The organism is Amycolatopsis sp. cmx-4-61 (assembly GCF_046548775.1).
Classification (GTDB): Bacteria; Actinomycetota; Actinomycetes; order Mycobacteriales; family Pseudonocardiaceae; genus Amycolatopsis.
On record NZ_JAEBEI010000024.1, the window covers coordinates 25,709 to 44,162 of the forward strand.

The 18,454-nt window shown below is 71.8% G+C and carries 20 protein-coding genes and 1 riboswitch; of the genes, 15 read left to right on the forward strand and 5 right to left on the reverse strand.

Going from position 1 to position 18,454, the window contains the following annotated elements; all coding sequences use genetic code 11:
- Positions 1-3: 3 nt before the first annotated feature.
- On the forward strand, positions 4-1,707 hold the full coding sequence (locus tag ACLJOU_RS40735; RefSeq protein WP_410574623.1) for an AMP-binding protein: 1,704 nt from the start codon (positions 4-6) through the stop codon (positions 1,705-1,707).
- A gap of 112 nt (positions 1,708-1,819) precedes the next feature.
- On the opposite strand, the gene ACLJOU_RS40740 is transcribed toward ACLJOU_RS40735, so the two are convergent.
- Together ACLJOU_RS40740 and ACLJOU_RS40745 are read right to left on the reverse strand one after the other, a co-directional pair.
- Positions 1,820-2,218, reverse strand: a complete 399-nt coding sequence (locus tag ACLJOU_RS40740) for a hypothetical protein (protein ID WP_410574624.1) — start codon at positions 2,216-2,218, stop codon at positions 1,820-1,822.
- Between the two features lie 33 nt (positions 2,219-2,251).
- The gene (locus ACLJOU_RS40745; protein WP_410574625.1) at positions 2,252-2,755 is read right to left on the reverse strand and encodes a hypothetical protein; all 504 of its coding nucleotides are present in this window, start codon (positions 2,753-2,755) and stop codon (positions 2,252-2,254) included.
- Between the two features lie 316 nt (positions 2,756-3,071).
- Between ACLJOU_RS40745 and ACLJOU_RS40750 the strand changes: the two genes are divergently transcribed.
- The 8 genes from ACLJOU_RS40750 to trxA all read left to right on the forward strand — a co-directional run bounded on the left by ACLJOU_RS40750 (position 3,072) and on the right by trxA (position 7,530).
- Complete coding sequence (locus ACLJOU_RS40750; protein ID WP_410574626.1) at positions 3,072-3,278, forward strand: hypothetical protein; 207 nt, start codon at positions 3,072-3,074, stop codon at positions 3,276-3,278.
- Positions 3,279-3,634: 356 nt separating this feature from the next.
- Positions 3,635-4,255, forward strand: coding sequence for a CDP-alcohol phosphatidyltransferase family protein (locus ACLJOU_RS40755; protein WP_410574627.1), 621 nt, complete (start codon positions 3,635-3,637; stop codon positions 4,253-4,255).
- 92 nt (positions 4,256-4,347) lie between these two features.
- Positions 4,348-4,734 carry a glycine cleavage system protein GcvH gene (gcvH, locus tag ACLJOU_RS40760; protein ID WP_410574628.1) on the forward strand — a complete coding sequence of 129 codons (387 nt, stop codon included), beginning with the start codon at positions 4,348-4,350 and terminating at the stop codon, positions 4,732-4,734.
- Between the two features lie 114 nt (positions 4,735-4,848).
- Positions 4,849-5,313 carry a glycogen accumulation regulator GarA gene (garA, locus tag ACLJOU_RS40765; RefSeq protein WP_410574629.1) on the forward strand — a complete coding sequence of 155 codons (465 nt, stop codon included), beginning with the start codon at positions 4,849-4,851 and terminating at the stop codon, positions 5,311-5,313.
- Entirely contained in the window at positions 5,310-6,056 is a 747-nt protein-coding gene (locus tag ACLJOU_RS40770) for a MerR family transcriptional regulator (RefSeq protein WP_410574630.1), read from the forward strand. Before garA ends, ACLJOU_RS40770 begins: the two co-directional genes overlap by 4 nt.
- A 216-nt stretch (positions 6,057-6,272) precedes the next feature.
- On the forward strand, positions 6,273-6,746 hold the full coding sequence (locus tag ACLJOU_RS40775) for a bifunctional nuclease family protein (protein WP_004559569.1): 474 nt from the start codon (positions 6,273-6,275) through the stop codon (positions 6,744-6,746).
- Between the two features lie 41 nt (positions 6,747-6,787).
- Entirely contained in the window at positions 6,788-7,183 is a 396-nt protein-coding gene (locus tag ACLJOU_RS40780; protein ID WP_410574631.1) for a MerR family transcriptional regulator, read from the forward strand.
- Positions 7,184-7,194: 11 nt separating this feature from the next.
- Positions 7,195-7,530 carry a thioredoxin gene (gene trxA, locus ACLJOU_RS40785; protein ID WP_410574632.1) on the forward strand — a complete coding sequence of 112 codons (336 nt, stop codon included), beginning with the start codon at positions 7,195-7,197 and terminating at the stop codon, positions 7,528-7,530.
- Here the strand turns inward: trxA and ACLJOU_RS40790 are convergent.
- Positions 7,511-8,146 (reverse strand): TetR/AcrR family transcriptional regulator, encoded by a 636-nt coding sequence (locus ACLJOU_RS40790; protein WP_410574633.1) that lies wholly within the window; start codon positions 8,144-8,146, stop codon positions 7,511-7,513. The genes trxA and ACLJOU_RS40790 overlap by 20 nt on opposite strands.
- Before the next feature lie 279 nt (positions 8,147-8,425).
- On the opposite strand from ACLJOU_RS40790, the gene ACLJOU_RS40795 reads away from it, so the two are divergent.
- The 4 genes from ACLJOU_RS40795 to ACLJOU_RS40810 all read left to right on the forward strand — a co-directional run bounded on the left by ACLJOU_RS40795 (position 8,426) and on the right by ACLJOU_RS40810 (position 15,330).
- Complete coding sequence (locus ACLJOU_RS40795; RefSeq protein ID WP_093946742.1) at positions 8,426-9,004, forward strand: MerR family transcriptional regulator; 579 nt, start codon at positions 8,426-8,428, stop codon at positions 9,002-9,004.
- A gap of 42 nt (positions 9,005-9,046) precedes the next feature.
- Positions 9,047-9,145, forward strand: a riboswitch (glycine riboswitch).
- 165 nt (positions 9,146-9,310) lie between these two features.
- Positions 9,311-12,187, forward strand: a complete 2,877-nt coding sequence (gene gcvP / locus ACLJOU_RS40800) for an aminomethyl-transferring glycine dehydrogenase (RefSeq protein ID WP_410574634.1) — start codon at positions 9,311-9,313, stop codon at positions 12,185-12,187.
- A gap of 36 nt (positions 12,188-12,223) precedes the next feature.
- The gene (locus ACLJOU_RS40805; RefSeq protein WP_410574635.1) at positions 12,224-13,159 is read left to right on the forward strand and encodes an NAD-dependent epimerase/dehydratase family protein; all 936 of its coding nucleotides are present in this window, start codon (positions 12,224-12,226) and stop codon (positions 13,157-13,159) included.
- On the forward strand, positions 13,156-15,330 hold the full coding sequence (locus tag ACLJOU_RS40810) for a glycosyltransferase family 2 protein (protein ID WP_410574636.1): 2,175 nt from the start codon (positions 13,156-13,158) through the stop codon (positions 15,328-15,330). The genes ACLJOU_RS40805 and ACLJOU_RS40810 overlap by 4 nt, the downstream gene beginning before the upstream one ends.
- On the opposite strand, the gene ACLJOU_RS40815 is transcribed toward ACLJOU_RS40810, so the two are convergent.
- Positions 15,260-15,757 carry a GtrA family protein gene (locus tag ACLJOU_RS40815; RefSeq protein ID WP_410574637.1) on the reverse strand — a complete coding sequence of 166 codons (498 nt, stop codon included), beginning with the start codon at positions 15,755-15,757 and terminating at the stop codon, positions 15,260-15,262. The two genes, ACLJOU_RS40810 and ACLJOU_RS40815, sit on opposite strands and share 71 nt — an antisense overlap.
- Positions 15,758-15,896: 139 nt before the next feature.
- Here ACLJOU_RS40815 and ACLJOU_RS40820 point away from each other — a divergent pair, with 139 nt between their 5' ends.
- Entirely contained in the window at positions 15,897-17,051 is a 1,155-nt protein-coding gene (locus tag ACLJOU_RS40820; RefSeq protein WP_410574638.1) for an NAD-dependent epimerase/dehydratase family protein, read from the forward strand.
- A 37-nt stretch (positions 17,052-17,088) separates the two neighbouring features.
- Here the strand turns inward: ACLJOU_RS40820 and ACLJOU_RS40825 are convergent, their stop codons facing one another.
- A complete protein-coding gene (locus tag ACLJOU_RS40825) occupies positions 17,089-17,448 on the reverse strand; it encodes a nuclear transport factor 2 family protein (protein ID WP_410574639.1) in 360 nt (119 codons plus the stop codon).
- Between the two features lie 193 nt (positions 17,449-17,641).
- On the opposite strand from ACLJOU_RS40825, the gene ACLJOU_RS40830 reads away from it, so the two are divergent.
- Positions 17,642-18,436, forward strand: coding sequence for a helix-turn-helix domain-containing protein (locus ACLJOU_RS40830; RefSeq protein WP_410574704.1), 795 nt, complete (start codon positions 17,642-17,644; stop codon positions 18,434-18,436).
- Positions 18,437-18,454 lie beyond the last annotated feature (18 nt).

Genomic DNA, 18,454 nt, shown 5'->3' on the forward strand with positions numbered 1-18,454 from the left:
AGCGTGACCGCTTCGGAGGTCCACCACGCGTTCCGCGCGGCGCGGGACTACCTGCAGGCCCACCGCGAGGACTACGACACGGCGTACCGCGACTTCGTCTGGCCGGAGCTCACGGAGTTCAACTGGGCGATCGACTGGTTCGACGTCGTCGCGGGCGACCCGGCCAACGCGGCGCGGTACGCGCTGTGGATCGTCGAGGAGGACGGCACCGAGAACCGCTGGACGTTCCCGGAGATGGCCGCCCGGTCCAACCGGGTGGCGAACTGGCTGCGCGGCCTCGGCGTCCGCCGCGGCGACCGGCTCATCCTCATGCTGGGCAACCAGGGCGAGCTGTGGGAGACGATCCTCGCCGCGATCAAGCTCGGCGCGGTGATCATCCCGGCCTCGACGCTGCTCGGGCCGGCCGACCTGACCGACCGCGTCGAGCGCGGCGCGGCCGGGCACGTCGTCGTCCGCTCGGCCGACGCGCCGAAGTTCGACGGCGTCGAGGGTGACTACACGCGGATCGCGGTGGGCGAGCCGGTCGACGGCTGGCACCCGTACGCGGCCGCGTCCGCCGAGTCCCCGGAGTTCACCCCGGACGGCCCGACCCGGGCCGGCGACCCCCTGCTGCTGTACTTCACCTCCGGCACGACCGCGAAGCCGAAGCTGGTGCAGCACACGCACGTGTCCTACCCGGTCGGCCACCTCTCGACGATGTACTGGATCGGGCTGGAACCCGGCGACGTCCACCTGAACATCTCCTCGCCGGGCTGGGCGAAGCACGCGTGGAGCAACTTCTTCGCGCCGTGGAACGCCGAGGCGACGGTGTTCCTGTACAACTACAGCCGGTTCGACGCGGGCGCGCTGATGGCGCAGATGGACCGGTGCGGCGTGACCAGCTTCTGCGCGCCGCCGACGGTGTGGCGGATGCTCATCCAGGCCGACCTGACGGCCCTGAAGACCCCGCCGAAGAAGGTGGTCGGGGCGGGGGAGCCGCTCAACCCCGAGGTCATCGACCAGGTCGAGAAGGCCTGGGGCGTCACCATCCGCGACGGCTTCGGCCAGACCGAAAGCAGCGTCCAGATCGCGAACACGCCCGGCCAGGACGTCGTGCCCGGCTCGATGGGCCGCCCGCTGCCCGGCTTCGTGGTCGCGCTGGTCGACCCGGTCAGCGGCGAGCGCGCGACGGAGGGCGAAATTTGCCTCGACCTCGCCCACCGGCCGGTGGGCCTGATGACCGGGTACGCCGACGACGACGAGCGCACGTCGGCGGCGTTCGCCGGCGGCTTCTACCACACGGGTGACGTCGGTTCGATCGACGAACGCGGCTACATCACCTACGTCGGGCGCACCGACGACGTGTTCAAGGCGTCGGACTACCGGATCTCGCCGTTCGAGCTGGAGAGCGTCCTGATCGAGCACGAAGCGGTGGCCGAGGCGGCGGTCGTCCCGGCCCCCGACCCGATCCGGCTGGCGGTGCCGAAGGCGTACGTCGTGCTGGCGGCCGGGTTCGCGGCCGACGCCGCGACCGCGCGGTCGATCCTGGCGTACTGCCGCGAGCACCTGGCGCCGTACAAGCGGATCCGGCGGCTCGAGTTCGCGGAGCTGCCGAAGACGATCTCGGGCAAGATCCGCCGCGTCGAGCTGCGCGGCCGCGAGAGCGACCCCGCGCGGGCTGCGGGCACCGAGTACCGCGAAGAGGACTTCCCGGACCTCAAGTCCTGACGGCACCCCGCTTCAAGCGCCCCAAGGCGGCCTTGGTTGCGTCTCACGCACCGAAGGCCGCCTTGGGTGCGTCTGACGCACCGAAGGCCACATTGGGGCGCTCGGGGGCCGCTCAGTGGCGGGTGCCCTCGACCTGGCGGCCGTCCTCGGTCGAGCACGCCGTCACCGGGTCGTTGGGGCCGCTGCCGCACGTCCACTCGTCGAGGGCGACCGGGCCCGGGCCGTCGGCGGAGGCCGCCTCCGCCGGGGTCAGCTTCGCGAAGTAGTCGGTGAGCAGCTTCGTCGCCGCGGCGCAGTCGACCTGACCGTGCGCGACGACCGCCGTCTTCGCGCCACCCGTGCCGGTGATGTCGCCGCACGGCACGCCGGGGGCCGTCGACGCGGCCGCCGCGGCCGCGGCGGGAACGGGGGCGGGTGCCGACGGCGGCGCGGCGGGCGCCGGGTCGCTGCCGCAGCCGGCCAGTGCGGCGGCCGCGGCGACGAGCAGCAGGGGGTAGGCGAGTGTCTTCATGGACCCTTCAGGAGCGCGGGGATCGGAACGGACTCACTCGGACGGCACGACGGCGGCGAAGACCGTCTGCTCGCCCTTCGTGCAGGTGGTGCCGCCCTGGGCGGCGGGCGGCCCGGAGGTGCACAGCCAGCCGTCGACGGTCTCGTTCACCGCGTCGTTCGAGCCAGCGCCCTGGCGCCCGGCGATCTTGCGGTGGAAGTCGCCGACCAGCTTCGTCGCCGCGACGCAGCTGACGCCGGCGGAGCCGCTGTCGAAGACGTAGAGCGTCAGCCCGCTGGCGGCGGTCACGGTGCCGCACGAGCCGGGCACCGGCGGCGGTGGCCCGGACGGCCGGGTCGCCGGAGCGGGCGCGGGCTCGCTGCCGCCGGGGGACGACGGCGGCGCCGGCGTGCCCGCCGACGTCGTCACGGAGGCCGGCGCGGACGCGGACGGCGGCGCCGGGGGAGCCTGCCCGGCGGGATCGCCCGAGCAGGCGGCGAGCACGGGCAAGGCGAGGCAGGCCACGAGCCACGTCTTCGTGGTGGTCGGGTGGGGCACCGCGATCCTTCCTCCCCGGCTGGCTGGTGCGGTCATCCTGGCCCATCCGGGCCGGGCCCCCGCGGAGCGACGCGCCCACGGGTGTGCCGGAGATTACTCCAGCCGGGTGGCGGCCCGGTCCGGTGGCCGTCGAAATCGTGTCCAAAATGGACGATTAACATTCCGTTCACGCTCCGAAACCTCCCGCTGTCATCAAGAATCGATCGGTCTAATTCGCGCCGCGACGGTTAACAATCCGGCCGCGCGAGCCGAAGATCCTGGTGGAGGCCGACGAGCTTCCCGTCCCCGACAACCGTCCCGAAATCCCGTGAGAGCGATGAACGCCGACGCTGTGAGCACCGAAGACCCGTCCAGTCCGCCGACCGTCCCGAGCACCGTGGTCTGGTGCTGCGGCCGCCCGTACGTCCTCGAGGGACGGCCCGGCCGAGCCCGCTGGATGGGCACCGACTACCGCGGCCGCCCCGAGTCGCTGACCAGCGCGGACCTCCAGCGCCGCGGCTGGAGCCACCGCCGCGCGAGCTGAGCCTCCGGGCCGGGCCGCGCCGAGGGGGCGGCCCGGCCCGGGTCGCCTGGCTGGAGCTCCTGGGGTGACGCCTGAGCCGGGGGCCCGCCGGGGTAGGCAGGGGAGTGGAGCCTGCAAGGCCGGTCGCCGACCACCGGAGCCGGGTGGCCGGTCTGGCCGCACACCACCCTCGCGCCCAAGCCTGGCGCCGCTGCTGGACCCAGGCAGCCGCCGCCCCGAGCCACGAGCCCGACCAAGACGACCCAGCCAGCGGAACATCCCCCGGTCCGAAGCGCGCCGCGCCGCAAGCCCCAACCCACCCCTGCCCCCGCCGCACCACCGGGCGCCGCGTCCCCGACCCGCTGTTTAATGGCCCGGTGAGCACAGCCGCCCCCGAACCCGCCGCTCAGACGGGCCCCGCCGCCGAGCCGTCGCTGCTGCGGCAGGCCCTCAACGTCCCCAACATCCTGTCGCTGCTGCGGCTGGCCGGGGTCCCCGTCTTCCTCTGGCTGCTGCTCGGCCCCGAAGAAGACGGCTGGGCGCTGGCCCTGCTCGTCTTCAGCGCCCTCACCGACTGGCTCGACGGCAAGCTCGCCCGCTGGCTCAACCAGATGTCGCGGCTCGGGCAGCTGCTCGACCCCGCCGCCGACCGGCTCTACATCCTCGCCACCCTCGTCGCCTTCCTCGTGCGCGGCATCATCCCGTGGTGGGTCGTCGTCCCGCTCGTGCTGCGCGAGGCCGTGCTCGGCGTCTGCGTCGTCACCCTGCGCCGCCGGGGCTTCGCGCCGCCCGAGGTCACCTACATCGGGAAGGGCGCCACCTTCGTCCTCATGTACGCCTTCCCGTTCCTGCTGCTCGCCCAAGGTGGCTCGGACGTCGCCGCGATCGCGCGGCCCATCGGGTACGCCTTCACCATCTGGGGCGCCGTCCTCTACGTCTGGTCCGGGGTCCTCTACGTCGTGCAGGCGCGCAACGCGCTCCGCGGAGCCGGAGAGTGAGTTTTCCCGGGTCGTGGCGGGCGGCTGCGCCGTGTGGGTGTAAGACTTCGCCCAACACTTTTCGCCAGTGAGGGCATGAAAGGGGACCGGCGGTGTCCGCTCCTGAAGAGCTTCGCTACACCGAGGAACACGAGTGGGTCGCCACCCGCGGCGAGGACACCCTCGTGCGCGTCGGCATCACCGAGTACGCGCAGGACCAGCTCGGCGACGTCGTCTTCGTCGACCTGCCCGACGTCGGCAGGCAGGTGAGCGCGGGCGACGTCTTCGGCGAGGTCGAGTCGACCAAGAGCGTCTCCGAGCTGTTCGCGCCGGTCGACGGGGAGGTCGTCGCGGTCAACGACGCCGTCGCCGACTCGCCCGAGCTGATCAACAGCGACCCCTACGGCGAGGGCTGGCTGATCGAGATCCGGCTCGACGACCCGGCGGGGCTGGATGCCCTGCTCGAAGCCGAGGCGTACGACGCGCTGACCAAGGGCTGAAGCCCGCTCCGCCGGTTCGGGGAGCCGGGGCTCGGAGAATCGATCAGGCACGGTACGTTGGCAGCTACACGTTCTTGAGTACTGGCAACACAGCATGTGTGGAGGAGAGCTCAGGTGAGCACGAACGACGGGCCCGGCGGCGTTCCCCCGGAGCAGTCTCCGGAGCGGACCTCTGTCTTCCGGGCCGACTTCCTGGCCGAAGCCGAAGGTCGCGAGCCCGCCCCGGAAGCCCCGGTCCAGGGGGTCGACGCCCTGCCCTCGGGTTCGGCACTGCTGGTCGTGAAGCGCGGCCCCAACGCGGGTTCGCGGTTCCTGCTCGACCGCGACACCACCAGCGCCGGACGGCACCCGGACAGCGACATCTTCCTCGACGACGTCACGGTCTCCCGCCGGCACGCCGAGTTCCGGCGTGAGGGCGGCGAGTTCGTCGTCATCGACGTCGGCAGCCTCAACGGCACCTACGTCAACCGCGAGCCGGTCGACCAGGCCGTCCTCGCCGGCGGCGACGAGGTGCAGATCGGGAAGTTCCGCCTGGTCTTCCTGACCGGCCCGGGGCACGGGGGCCAGGGGGCGCAGTGACGGCGGCCGGACGGCCACAGAACCACGGACTGAGCATCGGGGCGGTACTCGCGCAGCTGCGCGGCGACTTCCCCGATGTCACCATCTCCAAGATCCGGTTCCTCGAAGCGGAAGGCCTGGTCACCCCGGGCCGGACGCCGTCGGGTTACCGGCAGTTCGCCGCGGCGGACGTGGAGCGACTGAGGTTCGTCCTGGCCGCCCAGCGGGACCACTACCTCCCGCTGAAAGTCATCAAGGAACAGCTGGACGCGGCGGACTCGGGGGCCGAGCCCGCCGCGGCCCTGCCCCGCCCGCCGCGCCGGCTGGTGCCCATCGACGTCTCGGCGGAGAACGTCGGCCTGCCCGTGGCGGCGGACTTCGCCGCGGGCAAGGAGCTGCGCCTGACCCGGGAGGAACTCCTGGAGCAGGCGGGCATCGACGCGTCGGTGCTGGCCGAACTGCAGCAGTACGGCCTGGTCCGGCCCGGTGCCGCCGGGTTCTTCGACCCGGACGCGGTGCTGGTCGCGCGGACGGTGAAGGCGATGACCGAATTCGGGATCGAACCGAGACACCTCCGTGCCTTCCGCGCCGCGGCCGACCGCGAGGTCGGCTTGCTGGAGCAGATCGTGACCCCGGTGTACCGGCACCGTGACCCGGAGGCCAAGGCGCGCGCCGACGAAGTGGTGCGGGAGCTCGCGGCCCTGTCCGTGACGCTGCACACGCTCCTCGTCAAGGCCGGAATCCGCGGCGTCGCCGGGTGTTGATCGGTAACGGGGCAGTGAGATCCTCTTTGCGGTCCCATGTCAATGACTGAATGTTCGGCACCGCATGCCGTACCGTGAAGGGACGGGTTTGCGGCAGGCGAACCGAGAGAGTCCGGACAGCGAGCACAGCGCACGGATGACGGGTAGCGTCGGGAGTATGGGCGTGAAGCCGGTTGAGCGCTGCAGCCCGTGTGCACGAGAGGGAGGCGAAGCCCGATGAGCGAAATGCGCGTCGTCGGTGTGCGGGTCGAGCTGCCCGCGAATCAGCCGATCTTGTTGCTGCGGGAGACCGAAGGTGAACGGTACCTGCCGATCTGGATCGGCTCGGTCGAAGCCACCGCCATCGCCCTGGAGCAGCAGGGGGTCCGCCCCGCCCGCCCGCTCACGCATGACCTGCTGAAAGAGGTCATCGGAGCGCTCGGCCGGGAGCTGGAGCAGGTCGTCATCACCGACCTGAAGGAAGGCACGTTCTTCGCGGAGCTCGTGTTCGACGGCGACATCCGGGTGTCCGCCCGGCCGAGCGACTCGGTCGCGCTGGCCCTGCGGATCGGCGTCCCCATCCACGCCGTGGACTCGGTGCTGGAGGAAGCCGGCCTGATCATCCCGGACGAGCAGGAGGACGAGGTCGAGAAGTTCCGCGAGTTCCTCGACTCGGTCTCCCCGGAAGACTTCCGCGGAGCGGACACGTAAGACCTTGCCTTGACGTGGACGTCAACGTCTAGCGTCGAGGCATGCGGATCGGAGAACTGGCGCAGCGCACGGGTACCACCACCCGTGCGCTGCGGTTTTACGAGGACCAGGGCCTGCTGCGGGCCCGGCGCTCGGCCAACGGCTACCGCGAGTACGACGAGGACGACCTCCAGCTCGTCCAGGAGATCCAGACCCTCCAGACGGTCGGCCTGACGCTGGAGGAGACGCGCCCGTTCGTCGAATGCCTGCGCAGCGGCCACGAGACCGGCGATTCCTGTGCGAACTCGATCGAGGTCTACCGGCGCAAGCTGGCCGAAGCCGACGCACTCCTCGCGCGGCTCGGCGGCATCCGCGGCGAACTGGCCGCCAAACTCGCCGGCGCCCTGGCCCGGCAGGCGCCCGATCCGTGTGTCGTGCCCGAATTCCCGCGCCCGTGAAGGAGCCCGCCTTGTCCGAAGTTCTGGAAACCACCGACGGCACGTTCGCCGAGGTCCTCGCCCACGACGTCCCCGTGCTCGTCGAGTTCTGGGCCACCTGGTGCGGCCCCTGCCGGATGGTCGGCCCGGTGCTGCAGCAGCTGGCCGCCGAGCGGGACGGCGAGCTCGCCGTCCGCAAGATCAACGCCGACGAGAACCCGGAAACGACCCGCTCCTACCAGGTCATGTCGCTGCCGACGATGATCCTCTTCCGCGGCGGCGAACCGGTCGAGACGATCGTCGGCGCGTTCCCGAAGGCCCGCATCGAAGACCGCCTCGACCGGGTGCTCAAGGCGCCGTCGCTTTGACGAAGGTTTCGGCCACCTCGCGCCCGTACTGCTCCAGGTCCAGCGAAGGGTCCGCCGCGTAGGCCGCCGCGACGCCGTCGATGGCCTGCGCGATGGACATCGCCATCACCTCGGGGGTGAAGCCGCGGCCGAAGGCGCCCTCGGCCTGGCCCTGCTTGAGCTGGCGGGCCAGGCCGTGCACGCGCAGGTCGTCGACCACCACCTTCGTCATCACCCAGCTGTCGGCGTCGCCGGCGTTGGCCGCCAGCTCCTTCAACGCCCGGACGCACTCCGGGTACGCGCGCAGGAACGCGATCGACGTCTCGATGTGCGCGCGCAGGTAGCCGGGCCGGTCGGCCGGGTCGAGGCCGCCACCGGTGCGTTCGGTGAGGAACTGCTGCCGCGTCTCCAGCACCGTGCTGAGCACGGACTGCATCAGCCCGGCCTTGTTCGTGAAGTGGTAGGAGATGAGCCGGGTGCTGCTCAGCCCGGCGCGCTCCTTGATCTTGGCGAAGGTCGTCCGGCGGTAGCCGAGATCGGCGAGGACGCCGATGGTCGCGCCGAGGATCTGCGCCCGGCGCGCGGCCTCGGTGACGCTGAGCCCCAGTTCCGCCATGAGGTCGGTGTTTACTTGCATGAGTAAGAAGTTACCTGACTGAGTAAAAAAGTGCACCAGGTTTGAAGCCACGCGATCAGGGGTACGGCGAACGGCTCAAAGGCGCAGCCGACCGCCCCGGCTTGCCGCGCGTCGCGTTGACCGGTGTTCTCCGGACGCTTACCGTCGAAGAAGGTAAATCGTCACGGTGTGATTCACGGTCTGGGGCCGGATCGTGGCGATTGATCTCCGGCGGGTCCCGCTCCTGGGACCGTCCGGCTGTCATTCGCCGGCCGTCAGGTCGGGCGAGGGGAGGCTTGCGTGGTCGAGGCTGGTTCCGAGAAGCAGCCTGTCGAGGTCGCGGCTGGTGAGCAGGGTGAACTGTTCCCCGACGACTCACTGCCCGACGAGCTGGTGGGCTACCGGGGTCCGGCGGCGTGCCAGATCGCCGGCATCACCTACCGCCAGCTCGACTACTGGGCCCGCACCAAGCTGGTCGCGCCCAGCATCCGCACCGCACACGGCTCCGGCTCGCAGCGGCTGTACTCCTTCAAGGACATCCTCGTCCTCAAGGTCGTCAAGCGCCTGCTCGACACCGGCGTCTCGCTCCAGAACATCCGGGTGGCCGTCGACCACCTGCGCGTCCGCGGCGTCCGCGACCTGGCCCGGGTCACGCTGTTCTCCGACGGCACCACGGTCTACGAGTGCACGTCCCCGGAAGAGATCGTCGACCTGCTCCAGGGCGGCCAGGGCGTCTTCGGCATCGCCGTCAGCGGCGCGATGCAGGAAATCAGCGGCACGATCCACGAGTTCCCGGCCGAGCGCGCCGACGGCGGCATCGTCGAGACGCACGAACCGGACGAACTGACCCAGCGCCGCAACGCCCGCAAGACCGGTTGATCACCACGGCAGCGGGCAGAGTAGGGTTCACCGTGCGGTCGACGAATCCGCGCGGGAGAGTCCGAGTCACACCTTGAGCTCGGCGCCGAAGGAGCAAGTCCTCCCCGGAACCTCTCAGGCACCCTGGACCGCGCGGACGAGACGCCTCTGGAAAGCGGGTCGTCAGGACACACCCTGATGGCCCCGCCGACGGTGCAAGCCCGGGTCAACCTGCGGGCGAAACTCTCAGGCGCCTCCGGGCACAGACAGAGTGGGGAGGCCGGACCGCGCGTCGCGGTCCGGCCCTGCTGTCCCCAGGAGGCCATCGTGGATCCGTCACTCGCCTCCCTGGAACAGGGCATCCCCTTCGCCGACCGGCACATCGGGCCCGGTCCGGACGAACTCCGGCACATCCTCGACGTCATCGGCGTCGCTTCCCTCGACGAACTCGCCGAGCGGGCCGTGCCGGCATCCTTGCGGACGTCCGCAAGGCCGCTCGAGCTGCCGCCCGCCGCCTCCGAAGCCCAAGCGCTCGCCGAACTCCGGGCGCGGGCCGCGCGGAACCGGCCGACCGCCGCCATGATCGGGCTCGGCTACCACGACACCGTCACCCCGCCCGTGATCCGGCGCAACGTCCTCGAGAACCCGGCCTGGTACACCGCCTACACGCCGTACCAGCCCGAAATCTCCCAAGGGCGCCTCGAAGCGCTGCTCAACTTCCAGACCGTGATCGCGGACCTGACCGGGCTGCCCGTCGCGAACGCCTCCCTGCTCGACGAGGCCACCGCCGCCGCCGAGGCGATGACCCTCGTGCGCCGGGCCGGGCGAGCGACGTCGCCCCGGTTCGTCGTCGACGCCGACACCCTGCCCCAGACCCTCGCCGTCCTGCGGACCCGAGCCGATCCGCTGGGGATCGAGCTCGTCGTCGAGGACCTCTCGCAGGGGCTGACCGGGCTCGGGCTCGGCGGGGACTTCTTCGGCATTCTCCTGTCCTGCCCCGGCGCGTCCGGCGCGGTGCGCGAGCTCGACCTCGCGATCGCGGAGGCGAAGCAGCACGGCGCCGGCGTGGTCGTCGCCGCGGATCCGCTCGCCCTGACCCTGCTGCGGCCACCGGGCGAGCTCGGCGCCGACGTCGCCGTCGGGTCGACGCAGCGGTTCGGCGTCCCGCTCGGCTTCGGCGGCCCGCACGCCGCCTACCTCGCCGTGCGGAAAGGGCTCGAACGGCAGCTGCCCGGCCGCCTGGTCGGCGTTTCCCGGGACGCCGACGGCCACCCGGCGTACCGGCTCGCCCTGCAGACACGCGAGCAGCACATCCGCCGGGAGAAGGCGACCTCCAACATCTGCACCGCGCAGGTCCTGCCGGCGGTGCTGGCGTCGATGTACGCCGTGTACCACGGGCCCGGCGGCTTACGCTCGATCGCGCGGCGGGTGCACCGGATGGCCACCGTGCTGGCCGCCGGCCTCGCCGAAGGCGGCGTCGACGTCGTGCACGGCGAGTTCTTCGACACCGTCGCCGCGGCGGTGCCCGGCCGGGCGGACGCGGTCGTCGCCGCGGCCCGCGACCTCGGCGTCTCCCTGCGCCGGATCGACGCGGACCACGTCGGCATCGCCTGCGACGAAACGACGACCCGCGAGCGGCTTTCCCGCGTGTGGAAGGCGTTCGGCGTTTCGGTGTCCGATGTGGACGGACTTGACGCCGACACGGCGGACGCGCTCCCGGCCCCGCTGCGGCGCACGAGCGAATACCTCGCGCACCCGGTGTTCCACGCGCACCGGTCGGAAACCGCGATGCTGCGCTACCTGCGGCAGCTGGCCGACAAGGATGTCGCGCTCGACCGCAGCATGATCCCGCTCGGCTCCTGCACGATGAAACTCAACGCCACCGCGGAGATGGAACCGATCACCTGGCCGGAGTTCGCCGGGCTGCACCCGTTCGCGCCGGCCGAGGACGCCGCCGGGCTCCTGGACGTGGCGGCCGACCTGAGCGGCTGGCTCGCCCGGATCACCGGCTACGACGCGGTTTCGCTGCAACCCAACGCCGGCAGCCAGGGTGAGTTCGCGGGCCTGCTCGCCATCCGCGCCCACCACCGCGCCCGCGGCGAGCACGCGCGGGACGTCTGCCTGATCCCGGCCAGCGCCCACGGCACGAACGCGGCCAGCGCGGTGATGGCGGGCCTGCGCGTGGTCGTCGTCCGCTGCGACGAGGACGGGAACATCGACCTCGCGCACCTGCGGTCCACAGTGGACGAGCACCGCGCCGACCTCGCCGCGATCATGCTCACCTACCCCTCGACGCACGGCGTGTACGAAGACACCGTCGGCGAAGTGTGCGCGGCGGTGCACGACGCGGGCGGCCAGGTGTACGTCGACGGCGCCAACCTCAACGCGCTGATCGGCGTCGCCCAGTACGGCCGGTTCGGCGCCGACGTCTCGCACCTCAACCTGCACAAGACGTTCTGCGTCCCGCACGGCGGCGGCGGGCCGGGCGTCGGCCCGATCGGGGTCCGCGCGCACCTCGCGCCGTTCCTGCCGAACCACCCGCTGCAACCGGCGGCCGGCCCGGCCACCGGCGTCGGCCCGGTCAGCGCGGCGCCGTGGGGCAGCGCGTCGATCCTGCCGATCTCGTGGGCCTACGTCCGGATGATGGGCGCCGAGGGCCTGCGCCGGGCGACGCTGGTCGCGGTGGCCAACGCCAACTACGTCGCGCGGCGCCTCGCCGGGCACTACCCGGTGCTGTACGCCGGGCGCGAGGGGCTGGTCGCGCACGAATGCCTCCTCGACCTGCGGCCGCTGACGAAGGCCACCGGCGTCACGGTCGACGACGTCGCGAAACGGCTGGCGGACTACGGGCTGCACGCGCCGACGATGTCGTTCCCGGTCGCGGGCACGCTGATGGTGGAGCCGACGGAGAGCGAAGACCTCGCCGAACTCGACCGCTTCTGCGCCGCGATGATCGCGATCCGCGGCGAGATCGACCGCGTCGCGGCGGGGGAGTGGCCGCTCGAAGACTCGCCGCTGCGGCAGGCCCCGCACACGGCACGGTGCCTCGTGGGCGAGTGGGACCGCCCGTACAGCCGCGAAACGGCGGTGTTCCCGGCGGGCCCGGCCGCGCCGAAGATCTGGCCCCCGGTCCGGCGGATCGACGGCCCTGCGGGCGACCGGAACCTGGTCTGCTCCTGCCCGCCGCCGGCGGCCTTCGCCTGATCCGCGCCGCACAGGAACGGAAGGTAGGTTGGCGCCATGCTGAGTGCGCACGGTCCCGATCGGACGTCCGTGGTCGTCACCGGCGGCAGCGGCTTCATCGGCCGGGCCGTCGTGCGAGCCCTGCGCGACCGGGGCGTCCCGGTCGTCGTCGTGGACCGGGTCCCGTTCCCGGAGGACCTCGACGGCGTCCGCGTGGTGACCGGGGAACTCCGGGAAGCCGCGGTGCGCGAAGAAGCCGTCACGCCGGAGACCGCGGGCATCGTCCACCTCGCCGCCCTGACGTCGGTGCTGAAGTCGGTGGAGCTGCCCGAGGACACCTTCGCCGACAACGTGCTGGTGACGCAGGCACTGTTGGAACTCGCGCGCCGCCGGGAAGTGCCGGCGTTCCTGCTCGCCTCGACCAACGCGGTCATCGGCGACGTCGGCACCGCGACCATCACCCCGGACCTGCCGCTGCGCCCGCTGACGCCGTACGGCGCCACGAAGGCGGCGTGCGAAATGCTGCTCTCGGGCTACGCCGGCGCGTACGGCATGACGACGTGTGCGTTGCGGTTCACCAACGTCTACGGCCCCGGGATGTCCCACAAGGACAGCTTCGTGCCGCGCATGATGCGGGCCGCGCTGAGCGGCAGCGGGATCAAGGTCTACGGCGACGGCCGCCAGCGCCGCGACCTCGTGCACGTCGACGACGTCGTCCGCGCGATCCTGCTGGCCCTGGACAGCGGCTACTCCGGCCGCGCGATCGTCGGTGCCGGGCGCTCGGTGTCCGTGCTGGAGATGGTCGAGGCCGTGCGCGAGGTGACCGGCGCCGAACTGCCGGTCGAGCACGTCGAAGCCCCGGCCGGGGAGATGCCCGCGGTCGTCGTCGACGTCTCGGCGAGCGCGGAGACCATCGGCTACCGGCCGGAAGTGTCGCTGACCGACGGCCTGGCGACGGCGTGGAAGTACTTCTCCGGCCTCGAAACACCGTGAAGGTCCTTCTCAAGCGGCACTGGCTGCTGCTCCTGCTCCTCGTCCCGGCGATCGTCCTGCGGGTGCTGACCTGGCTGGCCTACCGCCCGGCGCTGCTGTACATCGATTCGTTCCGGTACCTCGACAACCTGCACGCCCTGCGCGCCGACCAGCTGAACCCGATCGGCTACGACCTCGTCCTGCGGCCGCTCCTGGCCGTCGGCGGACTGGCCTGGGTCGCGGCGGTGCAGCACGGGGGCGGCATCCTCATCGCGATCGGCCTCCACGCGCTGGTGCTGCGCCTCGGCGGCCGGCCGTGGGTCGGCGCGCTCGCCGCGGCCCCGGTGCTGCTCGACGCCTACCAGCTGCAGATCGAGCAGAACATCATGTCCGAGGTGACGTTCGAGGCCGTGCTCCTCGGGCTCCTCTGGCTGCTGCTCGGCCGGGGCACCCCCGGCTGGAAGCGCGCCGGCGCCGCCGGCCTGCTGCTCGGCTTCGGCGTCCTGACGCGGCTGATCGGGATCTCGCTCGCGTTGCCACTGCTGGTGTTCCTGGTCGTCGCCGGGGGAGCCGGGCGGCGCTGGGCGGGCTGGCGCCGGGCCGGCGCCGGCCTCCTCGGCCTGCTCGTCGTCCTGGTGCCGTATGCGGCGCGGCTGCACGCCGAGACCGGCAAGTGGGGCCTGACCGGGCCGTCGGGCAACATGCTCTACGGCCGCACCGCCGCCGTCGCCGACTGCGCGAACCTCCACCTCGCCCCCGAGGTGCAGGTGTTCTGCCCGGCCGAGCCGCGCGAGACGCGCTTGGTGGACAACTACACCCACGCCGACCTCGACCCCGGCTGGCCGGGCCCGCTGCCCCCGGGCGCCGACCGGGCCGCACTGGCCCACGAGTTCGCTGTCGATGTCCTGAAGGCCCAGCCCGGCGACGTCGCCGAAGCCGTCCTGGACGACTTCGCCAAGAGTTTCGCCTGGAGCCGCGAGCAGGATCCCACCGACGTCCCGCTGGACCGGTGGCAGTTCCAGCTCACCTACCCGCAGTGGGCCGACCAGTCCCTGATCGACCTGGTCACGCTGCAGAACGACGGCGTCGAGGCGAGCGTCGACCAGCCACTGGCGGAGTTGCTCCGCGACTACCAGCTCGGCGGCGGGTACGTCCCGGGCGCGGTCCTCGGCATCGGCGCGCTCCTCGGTCTCCTGACGGTGTTCCGGCGCAAGAAACCCCTCGACCGCGCCCAGGCGGGCGCGCTGCTGGCGGCGTCGAGCGGGCTCGTCCTGCTCTTCGCTTCGGCGGCGTTCGAGTTCTCCTGGCGCTACCAGCTCCCGGCGCTCGTCCTCCTGCCGGTCGCCGGAGCGCTCGGCTTCACCACGCTGACGTCGGCGAGCCGGAAGCGGCTCGCCGCCTTCCCCGACGACGTCGACCAAGGCGCCCTCGACGACTTCCGCGGCCGCCACCCGGAACTGCGGCTGGCGCCGCTGACCGTCGTCATCGCCGCCTACAACGAAGCCGGCGGCATCGGCGAAGTCCTCGAGAAGATGCCGGACCAGTGCCTCGGCATGCCGGTCGACGTGCTCGTCGTCGTCGACGGCGGGACCGACGACACGGCCGCGATCGCCGAGGCACACGGCGCGTACGTGTGCGTCGCGCCCCGCAACCGCGGCCAAGGCGCCGCGCTGCGGCTCGGTTACCACCTCGCGGCGGAGGGCGGCGCGGAGTACGTCGTGACGACCGACGCCGACGGCCAGTACGACAACAGCGAGCTGGAGACGCTCGTCCGCCCGGTCGTCGAGGACGCCGCGGACTTCGTCACCGGCTCCCGGCGGCTCGGGCACGAGGAGGCCGACAGCCGCGTCCGCTGGCTCGGCGTGCGGGTGTTCGCGGTGCTGGCGTCGGTGCTGACCGGGCGGCGGATCACCGACACGTCGTTCGGCTTCCGCGCCATGCGGGCGGAGCTGGCCTGTGCGGTGCCGCTGAGCGAGCCGCAGTACCAGTCGTCGGAGCTGCTGCTCGGCGTCACCGCCCGCGGGGCCCGGGTCGCCGAGCTGCCGATGAGCATGCGGCTGCGCACGGCGGGCAAGAGCAAGAAGGGCGGCAGCCTCGTCTACGGCGCCAACTACGCCCGCGTCATGACCGGGACGTGGTGGCGGGGGTACGTGCTGCGCCGCGGCCGAACACGAGCCGGTCGAGCAGGGTGAACTTGACGGCGAACACCAGCGCGTAACTGGCGACGTACGCGCCGTCGACGAGCACGACCCACCAGAAGTGCGGCAGCGCCAGCGGTGTCAGCAGCGAACCCGCCAGCGTCGTCAGGCCGATCGAAGCGAGTCCGCCGAGGCCGATGACGACCAGGTAGGGCAGCAGTTCCCGGCGGACGCGCGGGCGCCCGGTGCGGCCCCACACCCAGCGGCGGGTGACCAGGAAGTTCAGCACCGCGCCGGCCGCCCAGGCCAGCGTGCTCGCCAGGGCCGCGGCGCCGCCGGTCGCGAGGACGGCGAGCAGCACCACCTGGCTGAGGACCGTGGCCGCGACCGACGTCGTGGCGGCGCGCGCCAGCCGCGCCCAGCCGCGGCGGCGGGTTTCGTCCGCTGTGCGGGGCCGCACGCCGTTGGTTACGGTCGTCATGTCCCCATCCTCCCCGCGGGCCGGTCGCGCCGCCGTCCGACCCCCTCATGCATAGGAGATTCACAGGCCATTGCCAGGTCCTCATCAGCACGTGATCTATAGCGTTCGTGTGGCGTAAACGAGCAGGAAAGGCGGCACAATGCGGGTGCTGGTTCTCGGCGGTGACGGATATCTGGGCTGGCCGACCGCGCTGCACTTGTCGGACAAGGGCCACGAGGTGGCCGTCCTCGACAACTTCGCCCGGCGCGGCTACGACGCCGAACTCGGCGTCGAAAGCCTGGTCCCGATCGAATCCCTCGCCGATCGGATCGCCGCGTGGCACGAGGTTTCCGGCCGGACGATCACCGGGTACGAAGGCGACCTCCTCGACGCGGAGTTCCTGTTCGGTGCGGTGCGCGACTTCGCGCCCGACGCCGTCGTCCACTACGCCGAGCAGCGGTCGGCGCCGTATTCCATGATCGACCGCGAACACGCGGTGTACACCCAGCACAACAACGTGGTCGGCACGCTGAACCTGCTGTACGCGATCGCGGAGATCGACCCGGCGATCCACCTCGTCAAGCTCGGCACGATGGGCGAATACGGCACGCCGAACATCGACATCGAAGAGGGCTGGCTGGAGCTGGAGCACAACGGCCGCGCCGACCGGGTGCTGTTCCCGAAGCGGCCGGGGTCGTTCTACCACCTGACCAAGGTCCACGATTCGCACAACATCGAATTCACCTGCCGCGCGTGGGGACTGCGCGCGACGGACCTCAACCAGGGCATCGTGTACGGCCAGCAGACGCCGCAGACGGCGCTGGACCCGCGGCTGGCGACCCGCTTCGACTACGACGCGGTGTTCGGCACGGTGCTCAACCGCTTCGTCATCCAGGCCGTGCTGGGCCAGCCGCTCACGGTGTACGGCAAGGGCACGCAGACCCGCGGCCTGATCGACATCCGCGACACCGTGGAGTGCATCCGCCTCGCCGTGGAGCACCCGGCCGAGCCGGGCGAGTTCCGCGTGTTCAACCAGATGACCGAAAGCATGCCGGTCGCCGGCATCGCCGAGCTGGTCGCCGACCGGTTCCCCGGCCCGGTGCAGATCGAGCAGCTGGAGAACCCGCGCACCGAGGCGCCGGAGCACTACTACAACGTCAAGCACACCGGGCTGGTCGGGCTGGGCCTGGAGCCGCACCTGCTGTCGGACACGCTCATCGAGTCGATGTTCGACATCGTGGGCGCCAACAAGCACCGGGTGAACCCGGAGAAGCTGCGCCCGACCGTGCGCTGGCGGGGCGCGCTGAAGGCCTAGCGGGAGTGGGGGCTCCCGCGCGGGAGCCCCCACTCCGTCAGCCGGGCAGCTTGTCGAGGAAGCCGTGGACCTTCGCGATCTTGCCGTCTTCGAGCTCGACGACGTCGAACCCGATGGCGACCGGCTCCGCGCCGGGCGTGCCGAGGTACCACTGGAACCGGGCGAGGTCGTGGTGGGCGTCCGGGCCGGCGGGCAGGCTGAAGGTGAGGCCGCCGAACTGCTGCTGCGCCCCGGCGACGAACTGGTCGATCCCGTCGTGCCCGGTGACGGCGCCGAGTGGGTCGGTGTAGCCGGCGCCGTCGGTGAAGACCTCGGCGATCAGGGCGCGTCGCTTGTCGGCGTCGGTCTCGTTCCACACGGCGATGTACCGCTCGACGAGGGCGCGGACGTCGGTCATGACTTTCTCCTTCGGTTGGGGGACAACGGTTTCGCCGTCGTCCGGTGCTGAGATCGACTTTGGCGCACCGAGCGGCGGCGCGTCGATTACGCGGGAGGTAATGCCGCGGCGGACGGCAATCCGGTCCCGGGCGTTACCCCCGAAGTAATGGCAGGACGGCAGTGATCGCCGTAGCGTCACCCGCGTGACGACGATGGTGCAGGCGCGGCAGCGGCCGGTCGGTGAGCTGCTGCGGGAATGGCGGGACCGGCGCCGGATCAGCCAGCTCGACCTGGCGATCTCGGCGGACATCTCCACCCGCCACCTCAGTTTCGTGGAAACCGGGCGGTCCAGGCCGAGCCGGGACATGGTGCTGCGGCTCGGCGAGCACCTCGACGTCCCGCTGCGGGAACGCAACCGGCTGCTGCTCGCCGCCGGGTACGCGCCCGCCTACACCGAGAACGCGCTGGGTGACCCGGAAATGGACGCCGTCCGCCAGGCCGTGCGGCAGTTGCTCGCGGGCCACGACCCCTATCCGGCCGCCGTCGTCGACCGGAACTGGAACCTCGTCGACGCCAACGCCGGCATCGGGCTGTTCGTCGCCGGGATCGCGCCCGGGCTGACCACCAACGTCCTGCGCGCGACCCTGCACCCGGACGGCATGGCACCGCACATCCTGAACCTGGGGGAGTGGCGCGCCCACCTGCTCGGCCGGCTGCGGCGCCAGGTGGCCCAGAGCGCGGACGCGGGGCTCGCCGAACTGCTGGACGAGCTGCGCGGCTACCCCTGCGACCAGCCGGTGCCCGAAGTGGAGGTTCCCGGGCCGGGAGACATCTTCGTGCCGTTGAAGTTCCGCCACGAGGGCACCGACCTGACGTTCTTCAGCACGGTGGCCACGTTCGGCACCCCGCTGGACGTCACCGTGGCGGAACTGGTCATCGAGTCGTTCTTCCCGGCCGACCCGGCGACGGCGGCGTACCTGCGCGAGCGGACCGCCCGGGTGGGATGATGGGGGTCCGCGCAGCAT